Origin of the sequence: Nocardia nepalensis (assembly GCF_048910785.1) — a bacterium.
Classification (GTDB): domain Bacteria; phylum Actinomycetota; class Actinomycetes; order Mycobacteriales; family Mycobacteriaceae; genus Nocardia; species Nocardia nepalensis.
Genome location: NZ_JBKBET010000031.1, coordinates 583,322 through 610,252, shown reverse-complemented (window position 1 = coordinate 610,252; position 26,931 = coordinate 583,322). Strand labels below are relative to the sequence as shown.

Below are 26,931 nucleotides of genomic sequence, written 5' to 3'. Positions count from 1 at the left end.
TGGCTCTGGGAGGGGAAACGCCACAGGCGGCCCTCGCGGAGGTGTGCGCCTGGTGGCCGGGAACTTTCGGAGTTCGGGTGCCGCGAGACTGCAATCTCACCCCGAAGGATCTGCCTGAGCGCGTCGTCACCGTAGTACTGCCGTGGGTTCCCGGCCCGGACTCGCCCTGGTGGCCAGAGCTCGTCGAACCATGTCAGCGGGTATTGATCGAAGTCATCTCGCACGTCGAGGCGCGCGCCGCTGTGGCGGCCGGAGCGGACGGCCTCATCGCACGTGGCTGTGAAGGCGGTGGGCGAGTCGGTCGTTCGACCACTTTCGTGCTGATGCAGCAACTGCTGGCGGACTCGCGGATCACGGTGCCCATCTGGGCCGCGGGTGGCATCGGCGTACGCACCGCCGCCGCCGCGATCGCCGGCGGGGCCGCCGGTGTCGTATTGGACGTCCAGCTCGCTCTGACCACCGAGATGGATCTCCCGTCGGAGGTGTCGAGCGCAATTCGGGCGATGGATGGCAGCGAGACTGCGGTGGTCGGCGGCTACCGCTTCTACGTCCGACCGGACCTTCCGCTGGCCAGGAGCATGGCCAGTTCCGGTGATGCCGAACCCGAGACGATCGCAGCGCGATTGGGCGCAAGAGACCTGCGCGAACAACTGCTCCCGGTCGGTCAGGACGCCGTCACAGCATCGCAGCTGGCGTCGCGCCACGTCACCGCGGGCGGTGTGGTCCAGGCGATTCGCGGCTCCGTTATGGCCGCGTTGGCTACCGCGCAGACATGCCGGCCGCTCGATTCGGGCGCGACCTTCGCCGCCGCGCACGGACTGCGCTTTCCTATCGCGCAGGGACCGATGACGCACGTGAGCGATAAGGCCGGCTTCGCGTCGGCGGTTGCGGACGCAGGCGGACTGCCGTTCCTCGCGCTGTCGCTGCTGTCCGGGGAGAAAACCCACGCGCTGCTGGAAGAGACCGCCGGGCTTCTGGGCGATCGCCCTTGGGGCGCGGGAATCCTCGGGTTCGTACCGGCCGCAATCCGCGAGGCGCAGCTTGCGGCGATACTCGCGGTACGTCCACCTTTCGCGCTCATCGCCGGTGGGCGGCCGTCGCAGTCGGCGGAGCTGGAGGCGGCCGGCATCCCGACCTTCTTGCATGTGCCATCACCAGGCCTACTCGACCAGTTCTTGGCCCAAGGCGCCCGTCGGTTCGTATTCGAGGGCAGTGAGTGCGGCGGCCACGTTGGTCCACGCAGCAGCTTCGCGCTGTGGGAGACCCAGATCGAACGCCTGCTGGCGTTCGGCACAAGCTCCGCTGCCGGTGGCGAGCGGTACTTCGAGGAGCTGCAGATCCTGTTCGCCGGCGGCGTGCACGACGAGCGGTCGGCGGCGATGGTCGCTGCGCTCGGTGCTCCCCTGGCCGAACGCGGCGCCGGGATCGGCGTGCTGATGGGCACCGCGTACCTATTCACCGAGGAGTCCGTTGCCTCCGGCGCGATCACACCCGCATTTCAGCGCGCGGCACTGGGGTGTGAGCACACCGTGCTGCTGGAGACCTCGCCCGGACACTCCACCCGGTGTGTGGACACGCCGTATGTGAGTACCTTCCTGGAAACCAAGCACCAGCTGATCGCCGATGGCGTCGCACCGCAGCAGATGTGGGCCGAGCTGGAGCAGTTCAACCTGGGTAGGCTGCGCATCGCAAGCAAGGGGCTGCGCCGACAGGGCGCGGAAATCGTGCCGGTCGACGAGAATTTTCAGAGCGCCGACGGCATGTTCATGATCGGCGACGTCGCCACCCTACGGTCGGCCACGACGACGGTTGAGCGACTGCACAACCAGGTGAGCGCGGGCGCCACCGACATGATCGCGGCCAGGGGCGCCGAGTTGGGGCTCACCCCGCTATCAATTCCGGCCGGGGAAGGGGAGGCGGGCGCATCGCCGCTCGACGTCGCGATCGTCGGCATCGCAGGTGTCTTTCCGCAGGCGGGAGATACCGCACGGTACTGGTCCAACGTGGTCGGCGGCGTGGATGCCATAACCGAGGTCTCTGCGGACCGCTGGGATCCGGCCATCTACTACGACTCGGATGCGGTGGGGCGCGTCGGCGGAGGTAAGTCGCCGTCGAAATGGGGCGGATTCCTGCCGGACGTTCCGTTCGACGCGCTCGCGTACGGAATCCCACCCGCGTCCCTCGCAGGTATCGAACCGGTCCAGCTTCTCGCGTTGGAGGTAGCCACCAGGGCGCTGCGTGATGCGGGATACGGTGACCGCGAGTTCGATCGGAAACGCGCCTCCGTGGTGTTCGGAACCGAGGCGGGAACCGACCTGGGGACGGCATACGGGTTCCGCTCGCTTTTCCCCGCCTATTTCGGTGCGCTGCCATCAGCCCTGGACGCCCACTTGCCCGACTTGAGCGAGGATTCCTTCCCGGGCGTGCTCGGCAACGTGATCGCCGGTCGCATCGCCAACCGGCTCGACCTGCGTGGCGTGAACTACACGGTGGACGCGGCCTGCGCCTCGTCGCTGGCGGCCCTCGACTCGGCCTGCAAGGAACTGCGGGCCGGCACCAGCGACATGGTGCTGTGCGGGGGCGCCGACACGCACAACAGCATCTATGACTACCTCCTCTTCGCCGCTGTGGGCGCCCTGTCCGGCAACGGACGGTGCCGGACGTTCGACTCGGCGGCCGATGGCATCGCTCTCGGGGAAGGGGTTGGTTGCGTAGTCCTCAAACGTCTGGCCGACGCCGAGCGCGACGGCGACCGCGTGTACGCGGTGATCAAGGGGATCGCCGGCTCCAGCGATGGACGTTCGTTGGGGCTGACGGCCCCGCGGCTCGAGGGGCAACAGCTGGCGATGGATCGTGCCTACAAGATGGCTGGCCTGTCGCCCGCGAGCCTTGGGCTGGTCGAAGCGCACGGCACCGGAACCGTCGTGGGGGATCGTACCGAGCTGGCCGCGCTGACCCGCCTGCTGACCGACGCCGGCGCCCCCGCGGGTGTCTGTGCCCTGGGATCGGTGAAGTCCCAGATCGGCCACACCAAATGTGCGGCGGGTATCGCAAGCCTGATCAAGGTGGCGCGGGTGCTCTACGCGGGCGTACGTCCGCCGACAGGCAACATCACGGCGCCGAACGAGTACTGGGAGCGTGAGTCGAGCCCGTTTTTCTTCGATACAGCGGCTCGGCCATGGCTCGCGCCACCGGCCGAGCGGATCGGTGGAATCAGCTCGTTCGGGTTCGGTGGCACCAATTTCCATACGGTGCTCGCGGGGTACGGCGGCGCCCCCGAGCCGGCCCATGGACTCGACGAGTGGCCGGCGGAACTGTTCCTTTTCCGCGGCGCCGATGCAGCCGAGGCAGTGCGGGAGATGGACCGCATATCCGAACTGATCGCGGCCAATGACGTCGCCGGGCGGCCCTGGCGGCTGCGGGATCTTGCTCGCACCGCATCGGCGACGCCTTCGCAATGCCCGGTTCGAGTCGCGGTCGTGGCATCGGATCTGGACGAACTGGCGGCCAGACTGGCTCGCGCTCGGGATTTCGAGCCCGCGCCCACAGACGGGATCTTCTTCGCGTCGGATGGCACCGAAACCGGTCAGGTGGCGTTCCTTTTTCCCGGCCAGGGATCGCAGCGAGTCGGGATGCTCGCCGACCTTTTCGTGGCCTTCCCCCGGCTACGGCGCTTCCTGCGCTTGGGGGACCAGTGGTATGGAGCGATGTTTCCGCCGGCGGCCTTCTCGCCGGAGGAGGCCGCTCGCCAACGTGCCACCCTCACCGATACCCGGGTTGCCCAGCCGGCGCTCGGTGTCGCAGAGCTCGCAATGTACGACCTGCTCGCCATGGTGGGCGTTCGGCCTGATGTGGTCGGGGGCCACAGCTACGGCGAACTTGTTTCGCTTTGCGCAGCCGGTGCGCTCGACGAGGAGCAGTTGCTCGGGTTGAGCCGGGCGCGTGGCGAGGCGATCCTGTCCGCGGCCGGGGACGACCCGGGCCAGATGGCGGCAGTGAGCGCCGCCCCCGAGCGGGTCCGCGATTTCCTCGCGCGCGACGAGTCGTGCGCCGAACTGGTTGTGGCCAACCACAATGCGCCTGAGCAGACTGTCATCGCCGGCACGACTCGAGCGATCGAAGCGGCGCTGGGCAGGCTCGGCGAGCACGGGATTTCCGCGACGATGTTGCCCGTGGCGTGCGCGTTCCACAGTCCGGTGGTGGCCGCCGCCGGTGACCGGCTGGCCGTCGAACTCGGCCGTTGCTCGGTGCGAGCGCCGACGATGCCGGTGTGGTCGAACGCGACTGCCTCGCCGTATCCCGCCGATGCGGACGGCATCCGGGAGCTGCTTGTGCGCCAGGTCGCCGAACCGGTTCGCTTCGTCGAGCAGATCGAGGCGATGTTCGATGCCGGTGTTCGCGTTTTTGTCGAGGCCGGGCCCGGGCATGTGCTGACCGGACTCGTCGACAAGATCCTCGACGGTCGCCCGCACAGGGCGGTGGCCTGCGACATTCCTGGCGAGCCCGGGTTGCGTCGGATGTTGCTGACACTCGCCGAACTCGCGGTGGCGGGGGTGCCGGTTGATCCGGTGCCGCTCTTCCGCGGGCGAGACGCGGCCGTAGTATCGGCGACCGCAGTGCCCCACCGACCTGGCTGGGTTGTCAGCGGCTATCTGGTGCGCACCTCCGATGGCGAGTATCTCCCCGGCGCGTTTCAGCCGGCACGCGAGCTGGAGATGCAGGCGGCCCCCACCGTTCCGGGCACGCCGGCCGAGGTCGGAGCAGCCCGCGACGCCGCAATGATGGACTTCCTTCGGTCCACTCGCGAGCTGGTGGCCGCGCAACGTGACGTGATGCTGGGCTACCTCGGCGCGTCGGTTGAGCCGCGCCCCGCCCTGAACCCCGCGCCGAACAACGCGGTCCCCGCTGCCGTCGGCGCCCCCTTACCCACTCGCGGCAGTGAGCATCAACCGGATACCGCGCAACCAGGTACCCCGCAACCGGATGCCCCGCAATCGGATGCCCCGCTGACGCCGGACCACGCGCTGGCGGCTCTGCGGACAATCGTCAGCGAGCGGACCGGATACCCCGAGGACATGCTCCAAGCAGATCTGGACCTCGAAGCCGATCTCAGCATCGACTCCATCAAGCGCACCGAGATCCTCGGCGCCTTGCATGAGCGAGTGAGTGCGTTCGGTGGCGGCCTCGAATCGATGGACCAGTCCGGTGTGGAGGAGTTGGCCCGCCTCAAAACGCTGCGCGCCATCGTCGACTGGCTCATCGCGCGCTCGGGCAGCTCGGTTGGGTCCCCGGCCCTTGACGGTTCGCCCGAGGCCGGTGCAGAGGTGGCCCGCAGCGGTCAAGCCGCGCCAGCGCTGGAGGGTCTTTCCCCCGCTGCTGGGTGCGAGCGCTTCGTGGTAGAGGTCGCCGAGCTCGAGGCACCCGTCGTGCCGGCGAACAGCAATGGTTCGGCCCTCGCGGGTCGCCGGTTCGCAATCGTCGAGGCGGGGCTGGGCATCGACCGCGAACTCGCTGCCCTGCTGGAGCGGCACGGCGCGCAGGTACGCGTTGTGCCGGGCGACGGGGATGATGACGCAGCGCTGCGAGAGGCCGACACGGTCGTGCACCTCGGTGCTGTCGTACCAGGGGCGAAGCCGGTACTGCCGGATGGGTTTTCCGGGATCCGCGACATCGTTCTGGGCGGAACGCGTGAGTTGCTGATTGCGACCGGGTTGGGCGGCAGGTTCGGTCGGGAGGGCGCCGAGAGCGAACGCGTCCACGACGCGGGACTGGGCCTGCACGGATTGGTCCGCTCGCTTGCCCGCGAGTTCCCAGAGCTCGTCGTTCATGCCGTCGATGTCGACATCAACGACGAGCCGCACCGGATCGCTTCATACCTTCTCGCCGAACTGCAACACACGAATGGGGATGCCCCCGCCGTCGTCGGATACCGCGACGGCAAGCGTGCCGCACCGCGTGTCACCTCGGCTCCACTGCCGGTCATGCCGACCGATCGCGAGCTCGCGGCGCTCGGGCTCGGGCCCTCCTCCGTTGTTCTGCTGACGGGAGGCGCTCGCGGAATCACCGCGGGCGTCGCGATCGGCCTGGCCCGAGCCACCGGATGCCACATCGAGCTGGTCGGCCGTACTGCTGCGCCGACCGGCCAGGAGGATCCCGAGACGGCGAAGGCAACCGACCGTGTCTCCCTGCGGCGCGCGGTGATCGAGCAGGGTGTCCGGTTTCCGCCCGAGGTGGAGGCGGTCACCAGTCGGTTGCTGAAGCAACGGGAGATCCGGGCCACCCTGGCCGAGCTGAGCCGGTATGCCGGCTCGGTGCGCTACCACACGGCCGATGTCCGAGATTCGGCCGCGATGCGCGGTGTTATCGAGGATATCTACGGTCGGCACGGCCGCCTCGACGGTGTGGTCCACGGTGCGGGCGTGCTGGACGACCGGCTGCTACGCGACAAGACTCACGCCGGGTTCGAACGAGTCTTCGCGACCAAGGTCGACGGTGCCCGGGCACTGATCGCCGCAGTCCGGCCCGACCTGCGTTTCCTCGTCCTCTTCGGCAGCATCGTGGGTGTATACGGCAACCGCGGCCAGGTGGACTACGCGGCGGCCAACGACGCCCTCGACACCATGGCCCACTCGTTGGCAACGCGATTCGCAGGGCGCGTCGTGTCGGTGGACTGGGGCCCCTGGGCGACTGCCGATGGCGGTATGGTCTCGGCCGAACTCGAGCATGAGTACGCCCGTCGGGGGCTCGGGGTCATCGACCACGACGACGGCGTGGCCTGCCTGCTTCGCGAACTGGCTCATGGCGACGGCTCGGGCGCCGCGCAGATCATCTATGTGCGCGGCCATCCCGAAGCGATCGTCGGGAACGGGCAGGTCCACAGTAGGCAAGAGCGGATCGATGCCTGAGTCGCCACTCAGCGTGGCCGCGGCGGTTGTCGGATTGGGCGCCCTATTCCCGGGGGCGCCCGACACCCCGACGTTCTGGCGCAACATTGTCGAGGGCGTGGACGCCATCACCGAGGTGCCGGCGTCCCGCTGGGACCCGACTTACTACGAGCCGGATGCACCCGCCGCGAGTGACCATATGTACTGTCACAGGGGCGGCTTCATCGACGAACTGGCAACTTTCGACCCCGCGCGACATGGCATTATGCCGTTCGCAGCCGCTGGCACCGAGCCCGACCAACTCCTGGCCCTGCGGGTCGCGACCGAAGCGATCGACGATGCCGGTGGCGAAGACCGGTTACCGGATCGCAGCCGGGTAGGGATCATCTTGGGTCGCGGCGGATACCTGTCGGCGGCCGGAGTCCGCTTGGACCAGCGGGTACGAACAGCACACCAGCTCGTCGCGACACTTCGTGAGCTTGTTCCGGGTCTTGCCGAGGCAGAGCTGACCAAGGTACGGGAGGCCTTCCAAGCGTGCCTGGGACCTGAGCGGCCCGAAGCGGCGATTGGTCTGGTACCGAACTTGGCGGCCTCCCTCGTCGCCAGCCGGCTCGATCTGGGAGGTCCCGCATATGTCGTGGACGCGGCGTGCGCGTCCGCTCTGATCGCCGTGGATCAGGCCATCCGCGAACTCGCCTCAGGGCGGTGCGACGCGGTAATCGCCGGCGGCGTGCACCACACCCACGACATTGTGATGTGGAGTGTCTTTACCCAGCTCGGCGCTCTGAGCCGCAGCCAGACCATCCGCCCGTTCCACCGTGCCGCCGACGGCATGCTGATAGGCGAGGGAACCGGGATGGTTTTGCTCAAACGGCTGGAGGATGCCCAGCGCGACGGCGACCGCATTTATGCGGTAATCCGCGGCACCGGCGTGTCCAGCGACGGGCGGGCTTCTACTCTGATGGCGCCGCGGACACAGGGACAGGTCCTCGCGCTGCAGCGCGCCTGGCACATTGCCGGCCTGGATCCCACGGCTCCAGCGTCGATCGGCCTGCTCGAAGCGCATGGCACCGCGACGCCGCTCGGTGACGAGACCGAGCTGGCCACGCTCACTCGGGTCTTCGGACCTGGTAACGGCGCTCATGAGGGGCGCGCGGCGGATCCGGATATCGGCCTCGGCTCGGTCAAATCCATGATCGGCCATGCCATGCCCGCCGCTGGCATCGCGGGACTGATCAAAGCCATCCTCGCGGTCCACCACGGTGTGCTGCCGCCGACGCTGCACTGCGAGGAGCCCCATCGCGCCATCGCCGGCACCCGGTTCGCGCCGGTCACGCAAGCCCGGCCCTGGGATGGCCCAGCCCACATTCCGCGCCGCGCTGCGGTCGACGCATTCGGATTCGGCGGGATAAACACACACGTGATCGTCGAGCAAGCGCCGGCAGCCTCGACAGCCGTCGCCGCCGTTGGAGTGCGGCGGGCCGCCGAAATGCCGCGCTCCACCAACCGGCATTCGGATATCGACGGCGAGCGCCTGCTGCTGTTGACCGGCGCTGACTCCGATGAGATCGCCCGCAGCCTGGCTGTTGATGACGCGCGGCTGCTCGAGCGCGACGATGCCGCAAGCCTCGCGGTGCCCGGCGGACCGAGTCGGCTCGCGATCGTCGCCCCGGATCCGCGGCGGCTGGCCGTGGCGCGCAAAATCGTCGCCCGGGGAACCCCATGGCGAGGGCGCAACGACATCTATTTCGAACCCTCGCCCCTGCTCAACGGGACCGGCGGGATCGCCTTTCTCTTCCCCGGGCTGGAGCCGGACATCGAGTACCACGTGGACGATGTGGCCGAACACTTCGGTCTTGCGGTACCGCGACTGCGCCGTGGCAGCCACTTCATCGAGCAAGCGGTCGACGCCATCACTGTCGGCCGTCTGTTTGCCACAGCCCTCGGCGAGTTGGGCGTCGTGCCGAACCTCGTGGCCGGGCATAGCCTCGGCGAGTGGACTGCCATGGTCGTCGGCGGGATCTACACACGCGAGAGTCTCGACGGTTTTCTGCAGTCGCTCGGCCCTGACTTCGCACAGCCGCCCGACCTTGTGTACGCGGCGCTCGGCTGTTCCGCCGAACGGGCCGTTACGATCCTCGGCGACTTGGCGGGCGCGACCAGTGTCGTTGTGTCGCATGACAATTGCCCGCACCAGTCGGTTATCTGCGGTCGCCCGGACCGCATCCGAGCCGCGATGGCTCGCTTCCGTGACCACGCGGTGCTCGCTCAACTGGTTCCGGTCCGGACCGGCTTCCACACGCCGATGATCGAGCCCTACCTAGCCCCGGCTCACGACGCGCTGCGCCAGTTGTCCCTGCAGCCGCCCGACGTACCGGTCTGGTCGGCAACCTCCCTCGCCCCATTCCCGGACGCACCCGAGGAGATCAGGGGTCTGGTGATCCGACACCTGATCCAGCCGGTGCGGTTCCGCCAGCTCATCGACAAGCTCTACGACTCCGGGATCAGGGCGTTCATCCAGGTGGGACCCGGCAGCCTGCCCGGATTCGTCGAGGACACGCTGCGCGGACGTGAGCACCTGGTGGTGGCGGCCGATGCGCCGGGTCGAACCGGTCTCGACCAACTGCGCAGGGTCGCTGCTGCGCTGTGGGCCGCCGGCCGGTCTCCGCATTTTCATCGTCTGCCCGGTGCGCGAATGTCGACCGCGCAATCGGCTACGGTCATGCAACTCGACCTGGGTAATCCGCTTGTGCACATCGACGGAGCCGTCGAACCGCTCAGCATCTCGACAGGACAGAACTCCCGCCCCGTCGATCACGCGCACGACCACCCGGTTCTCGCCGAATTCGACACCCTGCTGACCGATGTGACCGCGGAGGCGAGATCGGTAGTCGATGCCTGGCGCGCCGGCGGGATTTCGACCGCGCCGGTTGCCGGGGCCCCCGTCGCGCCCACCGCCGAGATCACGATCACCCAAGTCTGCTCGCTGGAAACGATGCCCGAGTTGGTCGACCATTCCCTGGCCGCGGTGCCCGCGGGGTGGCCCGACCCATCCGATGCCTTTCCCGTGGTTCCGCTGACAGTGATGCTCGAGATGATGGCCGACGCCGCGCGCGCCCTGCTCCCGGGCCGGGTGCTGGTCGGCTGGGCGAGGGTTCGTGCCATTCGCTGGCTCGTCGCCGCCCCACCGACGACGGTGACGATCCATGCCGAGGTGGACGGTCATGGTCCCGACGGCGTCGAACGGGTCACTGTGCGAATTGAAGGCCATGCCAGCGGCACAGTCCTACTCGCCGGGAGCTATCCAGTACCTCCCGCCCCGAGCACCGAGCCGCTGACCGGAGAACGGCCGCCGGTAGTCGACGCGCCAGCGGTGTACACCGACCACTGGGCATTCCACGGCCCGCGCTTCGCCGGTATCGCCGACATCTTGTGTAGCGCGGACAACGGCCACCGCGGCGTGCTCGTGAACCTGCCGACCCGGGGCGCGCTATTGGACGCCGCGGGGCAACTTATCGGGCACTGGGCACAGATCAGTCTGGACGCCAACCGGGTTTGCTTCCCGGTCAGCGTCGAGGCGATCCACGTCTTCGGGCCATATCCCGAGGTAGGAGCGCGGTTGACCCAGACTGTGCGGACTCGGCAGATCACCGATACCGAGGTGTGCGCCGACTCCGAACTCGTCGACGGGACCGGCCGCCTCTGGGCTCGGATCGAGAGCTGGACCGACCACCGCTTCGCCAGCGATGAGGTCACCTGGCCGATGAAGTTCGCCCCGGAGTCAACCGGGATCGGCGAGATGCAGCCGGGAGACTGGTGTCTGGTCCGGGAACGCTGGCCCGACACCGGGTCGCGTGAGCTGGCGATGCGCCGTTACCTGCGAGCTGCCGAGCGCGCCGAGTACGAACGACTGACCCCGCTGGCCCAGCGACAGTGGCTGCTCGGACGAATTGCCGGCAAGGACGCGGTACGGAATTGGTATTGGGGTCGCGGCGGCGGTCCGGTTTACCCGTGCGAGATCGGTGTCGGCACAGACGAGCGGGGCCAGACGTATGTGGTCGGCAGACCGATCCCCCCAGACCTACGCGTCTGCATCGCGCAGAGTGAATGTCGGGGGCGGGCACCTGGCCTCGGCGTCGCGCTCGCCGGAACAGGGCCGGTCGGCATCGACATCCGAGCCGTAGCCCAGCGAGCCGGCACAGCCGATTTCCCTCTCACCGACGGCGAGCGGGCGCAGTTGGATCGTCTGGCCGGGGATCGGACGACATGGTCGACCCGGTTCTGGACGGCCAAGGAGGCGGTCGCCAAAGCGCGGGGCACCGACCGGCGTGCCGAGGATTTCGTTGTTTCGGCCACGGGCGAGAGTGATGACGGTGACGAAGTCCTCACCGTGAAGGCAGTCGGCGGCGACTCCACGACCTGGCGAGTCCGCACTCGCCTCGTCGGCGGCCCGAATGAAGCACACGTAGTCGCCTGGACAGGTACCGACGATCGAGAGGACGCTCAATGACAGTCGACAGCAGTGAGATTCGTGTTTTCGACGAAGTAGTCAGCCTGCTGACTCAGGTGATCGGTCCGGACTTCCTCATGGACGTCGAGATCGGCCCGGCTACGACCTTCAGCGACGACCTGGCGATGGAAAGCATCGAGATGGTGGCCTTGGGGGAGAAGCTCCAGGAGCGCTTCGGTGCGAACGTCGACTTCGTGGCGTTCGTCGCCGATATGGATATCGACGAGATTATTTCGATGAATGTGGGTCGCCTGGTGACGCACATCGAACGCAGTCTCGCGAATCCCGCCGCTGACGTCGTGCCGGACCAGGAGCCGGTCCGGATGCCGGAGTAAGCGACCGATGGCATTCGTAGTCGCGCGCGGGGCGCGTTTCCACACGGTGGAGCTGGGAACGTCGGGGCCGTTGGTCGTGATGCTGCATGGATTGTTCACCGGCAGCGTGGCCTCCTGGTACCTGACGGTGGCCCCGCTGCTCGCGGCTCGGTGCCGGATCCGACTCATCGACTGGCGCGGCCACGGGCTCAGCGAGCGAACGCCGTCGGGTTATGGCTCGACGCAGATGGCGTCGGATCTCGACGCGTTGACGGCGGATCTGGAGCCGTTCGCAGTCGTGGGACACAGCTTCGGTGCGATCGTCGCGTCGCGTTTCGCACTCACCCATCGCGACCGGGTCACCCGAATCGTCATGGTCGATCCGCCATTAGCGGAACGGGCCCGGCCGTGGTGGACGTCGGACGAGAGTTCGCAGGCGCTCGAGCAAGCGCGGACGGCCGCGGTTGCGTCCCGCGGGAACCGCAGGGCCGGACTGGCTCTCGGCTTGGTCGAGGAGACGACATTGCTGGCGGAGCTCGAGGCGGAACCCGCACTCACCGCCGCCGACCTAGCCGAATTGGCTCGGATTCCGACGCTGATCGCGGTGGGATCCCAGTCCAGGTATCGCGCCGTAGCCGAAGGGATGGTCCGTGACCAGTCCGCGATGACCTGCCGCGTCCTGCCCGGCGGCCACGATCTACACATCGAATCCCGGCGTCCGCTCGCCGACGTCGTGAGTAGCTTCCTGGGGGTAGCCGATGGCTGAGATCGTCGCCAATCGCCTTCGGTTCCACGTCCAACGGTTGGCACCGAACGGCTCGACCTCGGCGGACTACCCGACCGTGGTGTTCCTGCACGGCCTTGCCGTCGATGACCTGTCGAGCTTCTACTACACGCTCGCGGGCCCGGTGTCGAAGGCCGGTGCCGAGGTGATCCTGTACGACCAGCGTGGCCAGGGCCGGTCGGAACGACCCGCGACCGGTTATCGCCTCGAGGACGCCGTGGGGGATCTGTTCGCGATTCTCGACACCTTGGACCGATCCCAACCGGTACATCTGGTCGGCAACAGCTACGGCGGCATACTGGCCGGGCTCGCCGCGCTGGAGCGCCCGGATCGGGTCGCGGGCGTGGTCTTCATCGACTCCTGCTGCGCGGGCGCGGCGGTCGAGGCGTGGTTGGAGAGCATGCTCAACACCCTGAGCGCGGCGGCCCTGCTATATGAATACGACCGGCTCGACGAGCAGTGCGCCGCCGTTGGCTGGCGCAAAATAGCCAGGCAAGTGCGCGGCATGTCGGGACTGCTGAGCGAGACCACACTCATCGAAGACTTGGCCGCCAGCCCACCGGTCGACCCGACCCGTTTGGCCGAGATCGTCTGCCCCGTGCTGGGCATATTCGGAGAACGGTCCGACATGGTCGCCGCAGCCGGCGATCTGACCCGCCATGTACCGGACTGCACTTTGGCGATCCTGCCGGGAATGGCGCACACGGTGCTACGCGAGTCGACCGCTGTGCTCTGTGAGGTTGTGGTGTCGTGGCTGCGCGAGCACGGACCCAGCCCCCGCACTGCCGCCCTGGGGGGCGGTGAGAGCCGTTGAGTCGCTTTCTCTTTGTCGTACCGCCGCTGACCGGGCACATCAACCCCACGGTATCCGTGGGAGGGGAGCTGGCCCGGCGTGATCATGAGGTGGCCTGGGTCGGCCACACCGAGGCTCTCCGAACCCTGCTGCCCGGGAACAGCCGGATATTTTCGGTCGCCAACGACTTCTCCGCCGAGCGGCTGCGCGCCTTCGGGGATCGATGGTTGCGCCTGAAGGGGTCGGAGGAACTGAAGTTCTTCTGGGAGGAGTTTCTGGTCCCGCTCGGGCATGTGATGCTCCCCGCCGTCATGGCGGCAATCGACGCGTTCGCCCCGGACGTGATCGTGTCCGACCAGCAGGCGCTCGGCGGTGCGGTTGCCGCACGCCGATCGGGAGTGCCGTGGGCGACCTCGGCCGTCACATCCTCCGAGCTGGTTCGCCCGCTCGCCGCCATGCCCAAGGTCGAGGACTGGGTGACCGAGTGCATGGCTGGCTTCCAGCGAGCCCACGGCATCGCCGATCCGATAGATCTGCGCTGGTCCGACCGGCTGGTGCTCATTTATTCGACCGCGGCGCTGATCGGGCCGCTCGACGCTGTTCCCGCACACTACGAATTCCCCGGCCCGGTGCTCGCCGCCCGGCCGCAAACAACTCCTTTCCCATGGTCGTGGCTGGATCCGCAGCGGCGAAGGGTGCTCGTTTCGCTCGGGACGCTGAACACCGACGTAGGTGGCCGCTTCTTTCGCACGATGCTGGACGCGGTAGCCGATGAGGGCGAGCGGTTACAACTGATCGTCGTCGCCTCGCCCGAGTCGATCGGCCCCACCCCGTCGCATGTCCTCGTCCGGGAGTCCGTTCCGCAGTTGTCGCTTCTTTCCCACATCGACGCGGTCGTGTGCCACGGCGGGCACAACACAACCTGTGAGGCGCTCTCTTATGGGTTGCCGCTGGTGGTGGCGCCGATCCGCGACGACCAACCGATCGTCGCGCAGCAGGTCGCCGATTCCGGTGCGGGAATCCGGGTGAAGTTCAGTCGTGTGCGGGCCACAGAGCTGCGCGAGGCGGTACTAGCCGTTCTCGACGAACCCGCCTACCGCCACGCGGCCCGCCGCGTGCAGGCGTCCTTCGCGGCGGCGGGCGGTGCCGTTACGGCCGCGGACCATCTGGAGAAACTGATATGACCGATCTCGTCTCGCAGCTGGACGCGGCCCTCGACCTCCGCGTTGTCGGCCATTTCTACAAAAAGCTCCACGGCAAGCTCCCTGCTGGATACTGGCATGCCCCCGGTGCGATCACGCTGCTCGGCGACGACGATGCCGCGCTAGCGATGGCAGTGCGGTGGGGCGCGATCGTGGCTGTCGAACCCCGCAATGACGACACCGTCGTGCTGCGGTCGATCAATCGCCTTGGTGAGAAGTACAAGTCGAACCTCGCCAACCTCGCCCCGGACGCCTATGGCGTCGGTGCGACCACGCGAGACTGGGTCGTCGAGCCGCTGGCGGTCCTGTGGGCCATGCGCGAAGCCGGGCATAGGTTCGGCGGCGCAACCGTCACCGTCATGACCGACATTCCCCGCGACTCAGGACCGGCGGTATCGGTGGCCGTAGCCTGTGCGACCGTCCTCGCCTTCCGTGACCTGTACGGGCTCGACATCCGGCCCGCCGACAGCGTCGAACTTGTCGACCGCGCACTCAGCGCTTTCTCCTTTCCCGTCCGTGGGCCCGGCGTGGCAGCCGCCTCGCTGCTCCTGGACGGCGGTATGGCGCTTACTCGCGACACCCAGGACACGACGCACGAATACCTGCCGCTCGACCTCGAGTCGGCGGACCTGCGCTTGTTGATCATCGATACTCGGGTGCGTCAGGGCACCGCCGAGATGTTCCGGACCGACGCACTGGATGTCGACGAGCGCGACCTGGTACAGGAGGCGGTGGCGATCCTGCGTCGCGGCGACGCCGCAGGCCTGGGTCCGCTTCTCACCTCGGCGCACACCCGAGCGCGCGATACCGGACGGACCAGCGTCGAGCAGGACCTCGCGGTGGCGACCGGGGTGTCGGCGGGAGCGCTGGGCGCTCGGGCAATAGCAGACCGAATGGGGCGACCGGCGATCGTGTTGGTGCCTACAGCCCAGGTCGCCGCCGTCCGATCCGCGATCGTTCGAGCATTCGGCGAGAGCGGATGGCGTCCACCACGATTCGTGACCTCGGCTGCCGTCCGCCGCGCCGGACGCATCGCCGGACCGAGTACGAAGACGGAGAGCCGATCATGATCTCGAAGGCATCGAACCGGAGAAAGTCGTTGGGCCTGCTGCCGCTGTTGACCGCGGCAGGGATAGTGGGGAATGGGATCCGATTGCGCCGGCGTCTGCGCCGCCTGCCGGTCCTCGAGCCAGCTACGGGCCCGGTCGGGCCCGGCCACCGATTTCTTACCGCTGCCGGAGTGCAGTTGGACGACGAGACCCGCCGCGCCGCGAGCGCGCACGCCGCTCGGCGCGGATTGCAGGTGCTAGACCTCATCCCGGACGGTCTGACCGCAGAGACGATATCGGAACTGCTGCGCAGGTATGACCCAGCCACGTTCCGTTCCGATCCGTTCGCCCCTGCGCGCAGCGCATCTCACGCGATACTCGCCGACGCGGACGTGGTGGAGCGAGCTGGTATCGGCCAACTCGAGATGCTCGAGCCAGCGGAGCTCGCCAGGATCGCGCTGCGACTCAAGCAGTACGCGGGAACCTCCACCGACGCTGTTCTCGTGCCTGGTCTTGCCGCCTTGCCCGATCACAAAGGTTTGCAGCGTGCGTGGATCCGGGCCGTAAAGGATCAGCCAGCGTCCCCTGCCGAGATGCTGGCCACCTTCGCGGGCCCCCCTTTGACCTTCGCGGCCCTCGTTTTCGGATGTGCCATGGCCAACCCGATCTGTGGCGCCCTTGCCGTATTGGCATTCGGACTGCAGCCATTGCTGACTTCGGCGGGGCCCGGTCCGATCGCGGCTGACACCTCTGTGCGAGGTGTGGTCGGCAGGACGTGGCGCAGGCCGATGGTGTGGGCGGGCGCCGTGCGAGAACACAGCGCGGCCGCGCGATCGGAAATTCTCGAACAGATCGAAGAGCGCCGGCCCGCCTACGAAACCGACCTGGCCACCGGAACGCAGCGGTTCTTCGAGCCGCGCCGGGACACCTGTCCGTGGTGTGGCGCGGCGGACTTGTCGGTGCGCCTGGTCACCCCGGACCTGGTCCAGCACAAGCCGGGCAGGTTCACGCTGGAGGAATGCCGCAACTGCCGGCACGTCTTCCAGAACCCTCGGCTGTCGCTGGCCGGCCTCGAGTTCTATTACCGCGACTTCTACGACGGTCTCGGCGGTCCGGTCGCCGAACAGGGCTTTTCGCTCACAAAGGGCACTTACCTGGATCGAGCGCGGATGCCGCTCCCGTTCACCACACCGAAGTCGTGGCTCGACGTAGGAACCGGTCATGGCCATTTCTGCAATGCCGCCCGCGAGGTCTGGCCGCAGACGGTCTTCGACGGGCTGGACCTCGCCGACGCCATCGAGGAGGCCGAGCGTCGCCGCTGGGTCCGGCGGGCATACCGGGGAATGTTTCCCGGGTTCGCCGACGAGATGGCCGGCCGGTACGACCTGATCAGCATGTTCCACTATCTCGAGCACACCCGCGACCCGTTTGTCGAGCTCGACGCGGCCGCTGCGGCCCTCGCCCCCGGCGGTCATCTGCTGATCGAGCTGCCCAACCCCGAGTCGATTTTCGGCCGGCTCCTCGGACGGTGGTGGGTGCCCTGGCTCCAGCCACAGCATCAGCACATGATCCGGCCGGACAACCTGATCCGCGCACTGACGGACCGCGGCTTCACGACGGTGGCGGTCCAGCGCGGCGAGGCGAACCAGAAGGGTTGCGATCTGACGTGGGGGCTGGTTCTCGCCGTGAACGCCATGACCTACGACCCGAAGCTGCCATGGCTGCCGCAGACCCGGCTGCGCAATTCACGGATGTTCCGAGCCGCTCAAATGGCCCTGCTCGCCGCCGCATTTCCGGTGGGCCTCGTTGCCTGGGTCACCGACTCGGTATGCCATCAGGTCATCCGTCATACCGGCGGCGGCAACGCGTACCGAGTGCTGGCCCGCAAAGAGCGAGGTCCGGTGACCGCATCCGGAAGTGGTGTCCCATGAGCCGATTCCTGTTCGTCGTCCCGCCGCTGGCCGCTCATGTCCACCCGACCGCAGCGGTCGGGCAGGAGCTGGCCGCGCGCGGTCATGATGTCGCCTGGGTCGGGCACTGCGAACGGATCGGACCGATGCTGCCGACCAGCAGTCAGCTGATCGAAGTGGGTTATCCCGCTGACGCTTCCGCCGAGCCGGTTGGGTCGTACGAGTGGGGCCGTTCGATCGAGGCGCGCAGGCAGGGGAGGCGGGGGCCGGAGGCGTTTCGCTTCCTCTGGGAAGACTTCCTGATCCCGCTGGCCAACTCGATGGTGCCCGGCGTCGAAGCCGCCGTCAGCGACTTCCAGCCCGACGTGCTCGCCGTCGATCAGCACACCGTGGCCGGGGCGCTGGTCGCGCGTCGGCGCGAATTGCCGTGGGCCACTTTGGCAATCATGTCGGCGGAGTTGGTCGAGCCGCTCGGACCCAAATTGCAAGCCTGGGTCGGACAGCACCTTGACGTCTTCGCGCGCTGTTGGGGGCTGTCCGAGGATCAACTGTTCGACTTGCGCTTCTCCGACGATCTGGTGCTCGCATTCACGACCGAGGCACTGGTGGGGCAGCTGGACCGGTTCCCGCTCCACTACCGGTTTGTCGGACCGGCGATCGCCGCGCGAGACGGGGAGTTCCCCCTCGACTGGCTCGATCCAGAGCGTCAGCACGTCCTGATCACCTTGGGAACCGTCAGCGGCGATATCGGCCAGTCGTTCCTGACAAAAGCGGTCGCGGCTGTCGAGGGACTCGGCGACCGGCTCCAAGTGGTTGTCGTCGCCCCGCCTTCGTGGATCGACCTGCCCGCTCGGCACGTGCTGGTGCGGGAGTTCGTGCCCTATTTGAAGCTGTTGCCACGCCTGGACGCTGTGGTCTGTCATGCCGGCCACACCACGACGTGTGAGGCCCTCGCACACGGGGTTCCGCTGGTGGTGGCTCCGATCCGCGATGACAATCCGGTCGTCGCGGGTCAGGTCGTCGGCGCAGGTGCCGGCATCCGAGTGAAATTCGGCCGCGTCCGCCCGGCGGAGTTGCGGGAAGCGATCTTGGCCGTCATCGAGGACCCGTCCTACCGGGCGGGGGCGCGCGCGGTGCAGAAGTCCTTTGCCGCAGCGGGTGGCGCGGTCGCCGCAGCCGACCACCTGGAGAAATTGGCAAGGATTTGACCGCGCGCGCCGAATACGGCGCGCGAGCTGGGCTGTGAGCCGGCGCTATTGACCGCGTCGACGGGGTGACCATTCGCCTGGGCAGATACGCACGAATCCGCCTGCCTCAGGGCGATTCCCGAGCGGTCCACGCCGTACTCGGCCGACATCAGGATGGCGGTGTGAGCGGATACGACGGCGCGGAAGATGACCGCCGAATGCCGGCTCGACCTCGACAACCGGGTCCCAGAATCGGGCATCGTGATGGGCCGGCGAAAACCCATGTCGGCGAATCTAATCGAAGCTTCCCCTCGTTGAGCGCCAGCAGCGTTCATGTGTGACGCCCCGGTTGCGGGAAGATATCGGAGTCCGCGCCCTACAGGCCATCATGACGGCCGTAGTCGTCAGAACGGGAAGACCCACTACTGGAAGCGGGTTCGACTTCATACCTCGAGGCCGATCCGTCGAGCTGATGCATCGAGGCTGCCGACCCGGCGGCGCATGGGCCCAGCCGAGCATCCACGCCCGGCGTGCCCGCGAAGCCTTCCCACTGTTGCGCATGGCCAGCGTGTGGTGACTCGACAGTCGCTGTGCAGCAGCGCCGCATTGACCCGCCTGACCGAACACGATCTGCCAATACTCGGGACGGTATCGAGGTCGCACCTCGGGTCCGTTTCCTGTTCATCAACCGTGACAGCGTTTGCTCACGAATCTTGACGGGGCCGTTGCGGAGTCACGGATTCCAGGCAACACCTGCGGTTATAGTGGAATTGTATGTTGCGGGGCGAGGGGAGCCTGCTGTTGTCTGATATGTCGAAAGTTGAGCTGTACGCGGCGATCCGCCAGGATCTTCGCGCCGGCTTATCCATGCGGGCCATCGAGCGCAAGCACAAGGTCGGGTGGCGCACGGTGGCCAACGCGACGGAGTCGGTGTGGCCCGAGCCGCGCAAGGAGTATCCGCCGCGACCACAGAAGCTGGATCCCTACAAGCCGTTCATCGACGAAGTTCTGCGCGCCGATCTGGATGTGCCTCGTAGGCAACGACACACGGCGACCCGGATCTATCAGCGTTTGCTCGAGGAGCACGGCATGAGGGACGTGTCGTATCAGCGAGTCAGTGCTTATGTCCGCGAACGCAGACCACACCTACAGGCCGAACAGATGACAGCCCGCCGCCGCTCCGAACGGCTCGTCAAGGCCGCGGGGTTCCCTCGCGCTAAAACGTTGCGTGACTTCGATTTCGGTGCCAACCCCAGTGTCGACCCTGCCATGATCCGCACTCTCGCTACCTGCGACTGGGTCAGGGAAGGGCTGCCGTTGTGCTTGATCGGTGACTCCGGCACCGGGAAATCCCATCTGCTCATCGCCTTGGGCACCGAGGCGGCGAAGGCCGGATATCGGGTCAGGTACACCCTGGCCGCCAGGCTGGTCAACAAGCTGATCGAAGCCGCGGATAAGAAACGGCTCACCAACACCCTCGCCCGCTACAGCGGCGTCGATCTGCTCTGCATCGACGAACTCGGCTACACGGAACTGGACAGACGCGGCGCCGAATTGCTGTTCCAGGTATTGACCGAACGTGAGGAGAGGAAGTCGGTCGCGATCGTCTCCAACCGCGGCTTCGCCAGCTGGTCCACAACATTCGCCGACGCTGGGCTCCGCGCCGCCATCATCGACCGACTTACCTTCGGCGGCAACATCATCGAGACCGGCACCCACAGCTATCGCTTGGCTCGTGCCAAGGCGGCCGAACCCACCGACGAACCGCGCTGACCCGTCCGATCCCGACTTCCTTCGCGCCTGCCGCTGCATAGGCGGAGCAAATGGCACGATGGGGCCCCGCTTCGGATTCATCGTATGGCCGGGACCGTATGTGAGAAACAAACGTTCCGAGTTCAGAGATGGTCACGTCGCTGACGTCGTCTAAATTTTTGAATAACTCGACCCGAAGCGCCGTTGGAATTCGTGACAAACGCCGTCGAAATTCGTGATAAAACGCCGTTGGAATTCACGATAAAACGCCGTCGGGATTCGTGAAAAGTACTCTGAAACCGCCCCTGACCTGGTCCGACTTGCGTCCGGTATTCAAAGTAAATCATTGCATTCCGATTTTCGTCGGCGTAGGTTTGTGGATGGTTTATATCCACTCAAATTTTCTGCGAGGGGGAATGTAGCCAATTCAAAATAATTGAGGAAGTGGCAGCGCGAACCTGGCGAAGCCGCCTACTCGAAATGCAACTGCGTCACCGACAACGGTGAGCCACATTACTGACCGCTGGCAGCGTCATCGGCGATATCGCTTCGGCAGCGGTCAGGTACTCGTGCACTGCCTGGGGCCGGCTCCCAGCAGCACCACAATCTGCCCCGGCCCACTGCCCCAGGGTCGGACCGGGGCTTCGATCGACTCTCGAAGGAAATAGCCATGACGACCATCACGTCCCTCTCTCCGACCTCGGGCCCCGCCTCGGGCGGTAACAGCGTCACGATCACCGGTACCGGGTTCACCGGCCCCCTCACTGTGCGGTTCGGCACCACTGCCACCACCTTCACCGTGAATTCGAGCACGCAGATCACCGCGATCGCCCCCGCGGGGACGGGCACGGTACAGGTCACCGTCACCAGCTCGGCCGGTACCAGCAACGGTGTGCCCTACACCTATCTCCCGGTTCCCTCCCTGACCAGCGTGAGTCCCACTCAGGGGCCAACCACTGGCGGGAACACGGTCACCCTCACCGGCACCAATCTGACAGGTGTCACCGCGGTCAGCTTCGGCGGTACGGCGGCAACATCTTTCACGGTCGTCTCGGACACGCAGATCACGGCGGTCGCTCCCGCCGGAAGCGGCTTTGCGGTGATCACCGTCAGCTCCCCGGGCGGAACAAGCAACGGGGTGACCTACATCTATGTCGTCGTACCCACAATCACCTCCATCTCTCCGACCGCGGGGCCGGCCTCGGGCGGTAACAGTGTCACGATCACCGGCACCGGGTTCACCGGCCCCCTCACTGTGCGGTTCGGCACCACTGCCACCACCTTCACCGTGAATTCGAGCACGCAGATCACGGCGGTTGCGCCCGCCGGAACCGGAACGGTGCAGGTCACCGTCACCGGATCGGGTGGTACCAGCAATGGGGTTTCCTACACCTATGCCGCTGTGCCGACTCTGACCAGCATCACTCCAAATACAGGACCAGTGGTGGGTGGGACCACGGTCGTCCTCACCGGGACGAACCTGACTACAGCCACGGCGGTAAGTTTCGGTGCTACACCGGCGATCTCGTTTACGGTGAACTCCGCTACGCAGATCACGGCGGTTGCGCCTGCTGGAACCGGGACGGTGCAGGTTACCGTGACTACTGCGGGTGGTACCAGTAATGGTGTCGCCTACACCTATGTCGCGGTGCCGACGCTGACCTTGGTGGTTCCGAATGTGGGGCCGGTGGCTGGTGGCACAACGGTTGTTCTGACGGGAACGAATCTGTCCGGGGCCACGGCGGTGAGTTTCGGTGCTACACCGGCGATCTCGTTTACGGTGAACTCTGCTACCCAGATCACGGCGGTTGCGCCTGCTGGAACCGGAACGGTGCAGGTCACCGTGACCACTGCGGGTGGAACCAGCAACGGGGTGTCCTACACCTATGTCGCGGTGCCGACGCTGACCTTGGCGGTTCCGAACGTGGGGCCGGTGGCTGGTGGCACAACGGTTGTTCTGACCGGAACGAATCTGTCCGGCGCTACGGCGGTGAGTTTCGGTGCTACACCGGCGACTTCGTTCACGGTGAACTCCGCTACCCAGATCACGGCGGTTGCGCCTGCTGGAACCGGAACGGTGCAGGTCACTGTCACGACTGCGGGTGGAACCAGTAACGGTGTCTCTTTCACCTATGTCGCGGTGCCGACGCTGACCTTGGCGGTTCCGAACGTGGGATCGGTGGCTGGTGGCACAACGGTTGTTCTGACGGGAACGAATCTGTCCGGCGCTACGGCGGTGAGTTTCGGTGCCACACCGGCGACCTCGTTCACCGTGAACTCCGCTACCCAGATCACGGCCGTCGCTCCGGCGGGTGCGGCCGGGACGGTGCAGATCACTGTCACGACTGCGGGTGGAACCAGCAACGGTGTCTCTTTCACCTTCGTCGCGGTGCCGACGCTGACCTTGGCGGTTCCGAATGTCGGGCCGGTGGCTGGTGGCACAACGGTTGTTCTGACCGGAACGAATCTGACCGCAGCCACGGCAGTGAGTTTCGGTGCCACACCAGCGACCTCGTTCACCGTGAACTCCGCTACCCAGATCACGGCCGTCGCTCCGGCGGGTGCAGCCGGGACAGTGCAGATCACTGTCACGACTGCGGGTGGAACCAGCAACGGTCTCGCCTACACCTATGTCGCGGTGCCGACTCTGACCTTGGCGGTTCCGAACGTGGGACCAGTGACCGGTGGAACAACGGTGGTGCTCACCGGAACAGATCTGACCGCAGCCACGGCGGTGACTTTCGGTGCTATACCGGCGACCTCGTTCACGGTGAACTCCGCTACGCAAATCACGGCCGTTGCTCCTGCTGGAGCCGGAACGGTGCAGGTCACCGTTACCACGGCGGGTGGAACCAGTAATGGTGTCGCTTTCACCTATGTCGCGGTGCCGACGCTGACCTTGGCGGTTCCGAACGTGGGACCGGTGGCTGGTGGTACGACGGTTGTTTTGACCGGAACGAATCTGACCGCAGCTACGGCGGTGAGTTTCGGTGCTACACCGGCGATCTCGTTCACCGTGGACTCCGCCACGCAGATCACTGCGGTCGCGCCTGCTGGAACCGGAACGGTGCAGGTCACCGTCACCACGGCGGGTGGAACCAGTAATGGTGTCGCTTTCACCTATGTCGCGGTGCCGACGCTGACCTTGGCGGTTCCGAACGTGGGACCGGTGGCCGGTGGTACGACGGTTGTTTTGACCGGAACGAATCTGACCGCAGCTACGGCGGTGAGTTTCGGTGCCACACCGGCGATCTCGTTCACCGTCGACTCCGCTACGCAGATCACGGCGGTCGCTCCGGCAGGTGCGGCTGGGACGGTGCAGGTTACCGTGACTACGGCGGGTGGAACCAGTAATGGTGTCGCTTTCACCTATGTCGCGGTGCCCACGCTGACCTTGGCGGTTCCGAACGTGGGACCGGTCGCCGGTGGCACAACGGTGGTCCTGACCGGAACGAACCTGACCGCAGCTACGGCGGTGAGTTTCGGTGCCACACCGGCGATCTCGTTCACGGTGGACTCTGCCACGCAGATCACTGCCGTCGCGCCCGCTGGAACCGGGACGGTGCAGATCACTGTCACTACCGCGGGTGGAACCAGTAATGGTGTCTCTTTCACCTATGTCGCGGTGCCGACTCTGACCTTGGTGGTTCCGAACGTGGGACCAGTGACCGGCGGAACAACGGTGGTGCTCACCGGAACAGATCTGACCGCAGCCACGGCCGTGAGTTTCGGTGCCACACCGGCGACTTCGTTCACGGTGAACTCCGCTACCCAGATCACGGCGGTTGCGCCTGCTGGAACCGGGACGGTGCAGGTCACCGTGACTACTGCGGGTGGAACCAGTAATGGTGTCTCTTTCACCTACATCGCGGTGCCGACGCTGACCTTGCTGGTTCCGAACGTGGGACCGGTGGCCGGTGGAACACCGGTGATCATCACCGGAACAGATCTGACCGCAGCCACCGCGGTCGACTTCGGTGCTACACCGGCGACCTCGTTCACCGTGGACTCTGCCACGCAGATCACGGCGGTCGCTCCGGCGGGTGCGGCCGGAACGGTGCAGGTCACCGCCACCACGGCGGGTGGAACCAGCAACGGGTTGTCCTACACCTACGTCTGACGGGGCGTCCGGGCAGCTGATGCCCGCGCACCGGAATGACGCCGAACCGCGCCCTGGGCAGACTACGCGTTCCCTGCCCAGGGCGCTGGTTCGGCTGCACGCACCACAAGATCGAGGAGCCGAGGCAGTGAACGATTCGACGCCGAATTCCCGATCGATCCACTTCAGGTGGTGTGGCGCAACCAGGGAAGGATGATCCCCGCAGCGAGGCGGGCCCGACTGATGTGCAGCTGGGTTTCGCAAGACCTACTGAGTGACAGCCGAACTCGCGTGTCGCGAGACCCTGACCAGGGCATAGGTTTTCGTCGCTGCAACATGATTCAACTCAGCATTACTGGATGTCCGGCACCGCAATTGGTCATGGCCATGAAGTCCAGATACACCGCTCGAAACCCAGGAAAGACCAGTCTCCGGACTGCCGGGATTCACACCGTGTCAGGTCGACGTCAGGTCGGTGTCAGCCGGGCTGGCGAGGGTGTTCGAGTGAACAGCACAGCAATTGCCGCTTCCGGGCTGCGGAAGGCCTACGGGGACAAGACGATCCTCGATGGCCTCGATCTGACTATCGGTGCTGGCCGCTACCCGGTGCTGCGCATGGAATGGCTCGACCGACTCGCCCACGTGAGACCGTATCTGCGCGGTGATCACGCCTTCGCCCAGCTGATCCGCTTCGTCCTGGTCGGCGCCTTCAGCAATATTGCCTATGTCCTGCTGTTCGTGGCCATGAACAGGATCGGCCCGCTCGTCGCCAATGTCGCCGGCTCGATCGTCAGCACGGTGATCGCGAACGAACTGCACCGCCAGCTGACCTTTCACGCGGCCGGACGGGTCGGCTGGTTCACCGCACAGTGGCAAGGCGGCGGGCTGGCGCTGATCGGCTTGCTGATCAGCACGGCGGCACTGGCCGGTCTCGAATTCTGGGCACCCGGCCTCGGCGAGATCGCACAGTCGGGCACCGTGATCGCCATCATGGCGATAGTGGGCGGTGTGCGCTTCCTGGCACTGCGCGGCTTCGTCTTCTGAGAGTTCGGCGTGATCCACCATCTACCGACACCTCAACCAGCCGACCCCGTAGCTTCGCCACCTCGACTACCTGTCGCTCGACGCGTTATGTGACACCTACGGCTTGGCCGACGAGGTGATCGGCGGTCCGGCCGGGGCTCCGGAGTCCGGCACCCCCGCGTAGTCGGGCAGTTCTACGCCGTCGATCGCGCGCCCGACCAGCTCGGTGAACCATTCGCCGGCGAAATCGGGGCTCGGCTCGGCGTCCGGCCCGGGGACGTCGCGGATGTGCGCGTGCAACCGGCCGATCTCCTGGTTGGCCTCGACGAACGAGCGCATCCGACCCTCGTAGCCGGCGAACCCGGCCTCCGGGTCCCAGCCGGCGGCGGCTAGTTCTCCGGCCAGCAGGTAGGCGCCGACCAGCGCCAGCCCGGTGCCCTGCCCAGACATCGGCGACGAGCTGAACGCCGCGTCCCCGAGCAGAACCACCCGTCCGCTCGACCAGCGGTCCATCACCACCTGGGCGACCTGGTCGAGGTAGAAGTCGGGGGTGTCGTCCAGGTGCGCGAGGATGCGCTGGGTCAACCAGCCCAGGCCGGCCATCCGCTCGCGCAGCAGGCGCTTCTGGGCCGCGACGTCACGGTAGTCGACGTCGAGGTCGGCGGAGGTGAAGGAGAACATGGCCATCGCCCGGGTGGCGTCCTGGATGGGCCGCAGGCCGGCGGAGCGCCCGGACTCCTGGTAGTCGAGCAGCCAGCGGTCCAGCCCGAACTCGTTGGGCACGCTGTAGAAGGCCAGCACATGCCCGAGGTGGCGCACGAACCGCTCGTGCGGCCCGAAAACCATTGCGCGCAGCGCCGAATGCAGCCCGTCCGCCCCGACCACCAGGTCGAAGCGCCGCCGGTCGCCGCCCGCGAAGGTCACATCGACTCCGTCCGAATCCTGGGTGAGCTCGGCGATCCGGTCGCCGAAGATGTACTCGACATCGTCGCGGGTGTCGTCGTGGAGCACCCGGGACAGGTCCCCGCGCAGGATCTCGATTTCCGAGATGTACCCGTCGCCGCCGTTGTCGTCCGCGCGGTAGGTCTCGAGCACGTTCCCGTCCGCGTCCACGGTGTGCGCGCCGGCGGTCTCGGTGCAGGCCGCGCGCACCGCCGCATCCAGCCCCATCCGCCGGATGACCTCCTTGGCCACCCCACGCGCATCCACCGCCTGCCCACCCGGACGCAACGCGGGAGCCCGCTCCACCACGGTCACCTCGGCCCCCCGCCGGTGCAGCCAATGGGCCAGCGCGGGCCCCGCGATGCTGGCCCCCGCCACCAACACCCTGGGACCGCTCACCCGCGCCCCCTGCCCACCTGTCCGGATCGTGTGCTCCTGTTGGGAGTCGTCGACGCTCATCATTGCCTCCATGTGTTCCCTCC

At 66.8% G+C, this 26,931-nt stretch carries 13 protein-coding genes; 12 read left to right on the top strand and 1 reads right to left on the bottom strand.

Going from position 1 to position 26,931, the window contains the following annotated elements:
* Nucleotides 1-77: 77 nt before the first annotated feature.
* From ACHQ4I_RS27590 to ACHQ4I_RS27535, 12 genes are all read left to right on the top strand, one after another.
* The gene (locus tag ACHQ4I_RS27590; RefSeq protein ID WP_420774762.1) at nucleotides 78-6,905 is read left to right on the top strand and encodes an SDR family NAD(P)-dependent oxidoreductase; all 6,828 of its coding nucleotides are present in this window, start codon (nucleotides 78-80) and stop codon (nucleotides 6,903-6,905) included.
* Nucleotides 6,898-11,394: a beta-ketoacyl synthase N-terminal-like domain-containing protein gene (locus tag ACHQ4I_RS27585; RefSeq protein ID WP_420774761.1), complete on the top strand. Its 4,497-nt coding sequence runs from the start codon at nucleotides 6,898-6,900 to the stop codon at nucleotides 11,392-11,394. The genes ACHQ4I_RS27590 and ACHQ4I_RS27585 overlap by 8 nt, the downstream gene beginning before the upstream one ends.
* Nucleotides 11,391-11,729, top strand: coding sequence for a phosphopantetheine-binding protein (locus ACHQ4I_RS27580; protein ID WP_420774760.1), 339 nt, complete (start codon nucleotides 11,391-11,393; stop codon nucleotides 11,727-11,729). Before ACHQ4I_RS27585 ends, ACHQ4I_RS27580 begins: the two co-directional genes overlap by 4 nt.
* A gap of 7 nt (nucleotides 11,730-11,736) precedes the next feature.
* A complete protein-coding gene (locus ACHQ4I_RS27575) occupies nucleotides 11,737-12,474 on the top strand; it encodes an alpha/beta fold hydrolase (RefSeq protein WP_420774759.1) in 738 nt (245 codons plus the stop codon).
* Entirely contained in the window at nucleotides 12,467-13,306 is an 840-nt protein-coding gene (locus tag ACHQ4I_RS27570) for an alpha/beta fold hydrolase (protein WP_420774758.1), read from the top strand. Before ACHQ4I_RS27575 ends, ACHQ4I_RS27570 begins: the two co-directional genes overlap by 8 nt.
* Nucleotides 13,303-14,469 carry a glycosyltransferase gene (locus ACHQ4I_RS27565; RefSeq protein WP_420774757.1) on the top strand — a complete coding sequence of 389 codons (1,167 nt, stop codon included), beginning with the start codon at nucleotides 13,303-13,305 and terminating at the stop codon, nucleotides 14,467-14,469. Before ACHQ4I_RS27570 ends, ACHQ4I_RS27565 begins: the two co-directional genes overlap by 4 nt.
* On the top strand, nucleotides 14,466-15,557 hold the full coding sequence (locus ACHQ4I_RS27560; RefSeq protein ID WP_420774756.1) for a GHMP family kinase ATP-binding protein: 1,092 nt from the start codon (nucleotides 14,466-14,468) through the stop codon (nucleotides 15,555-15,557). Before ACHQ4I_RS27565 ends, ACHQ4I_RS27560 begins: the two co-directional genes overlap by 4 nt.
* Nucleotides 15,554-17,467 (top strand): class I SAM-dependent methyltransferase, encoded by a 1,914-nt coding sequence (locus ACHQ4I_RS27555; protein ID WP_420774755.1) that lies wholly within the window; start codon nucleotides 15,554-15,556, stop codon nucleotides 17,465-17,467. Before ACHQ4I_RS27560 ends, ACHQ4I_RS27555 begins: the two co-directional genes overlap by 4 nt.
* The gene (locus tag ACHQ4I_RS27550; protein ID WP_420774754.1) at nucleotides 17,464-18,654 is read left to right on the top strand and encodes a glycosyltransferase; all 1,191 of its coding nucleotides are present in this window, start codon (nucleotides 17,464-17,466) and stop codon (nucleotides 18,652-18,654) included. Before ACHQ4I_RS27555 ends, ACHQ4I_RS27550 begins: the two co-directional genes overlap by 4 nt.
* A gap of 999 nt (nucleotides 18,655-19,653) precedes the next feature.
* Entirely contained in the window at nucleotides 19,654-20,406 is a 753-nt protein-coding gene (istB, locus tag ACHQ4I_RS27545; protein ID WP_476445411.1) for an IS21-like element helper ATPase IstB, read from the top strand.
* A 649-nt stretch (nucleotides 20,407-21,055) separates the two neighbouring features.
* Nucleotides 21,056-24,505 (top strand): beta strand repeat-containing protein, encoded by a 3,450-nt coding sequence (locus ACHQ4I_RS27540; RefSeq protein WP_420774752.1) that lies wholly within the window; start codon nucleotides 21,056-21,058, stop codon nucleotides 24,503-24,505.
* Between the two features lie 594 nt (nucleotides 24,506-25,099).
* Nucleotides 25,100-25,528 (top strand): GtrA family protein, encoded by a 429-nt coding sequence (locus tag ACHQ4I_RS27535; RefSeq protein ID WP_420774960.1) that lies wholly within the window; start codon nucleotides 25,100-25,102, stop codon nucleotides 25,526-25,528.
* 96 nt (nucleotides 25,529-25,624) lie between these two features.
* Here the strand turns inward: ACHQ4I_RS27535 and ACHQ4I_RS27530 are convergent, their stop codons facing one another.
* Nucleotides 25,625-26,908 (bottom strand): FAD-dependent monooxygenase, encoded by a 1,284-nt coding sequence (locus ACHQ4I_RS27530; protein WP_420774751.1) that lies wholly within the window; start codon nucleotides 26,906-26,908, stop codon nucleotides 25,625-25,627.
* Nucleotides 26,909-26,931: the final 23 nt, after the last annotated feature.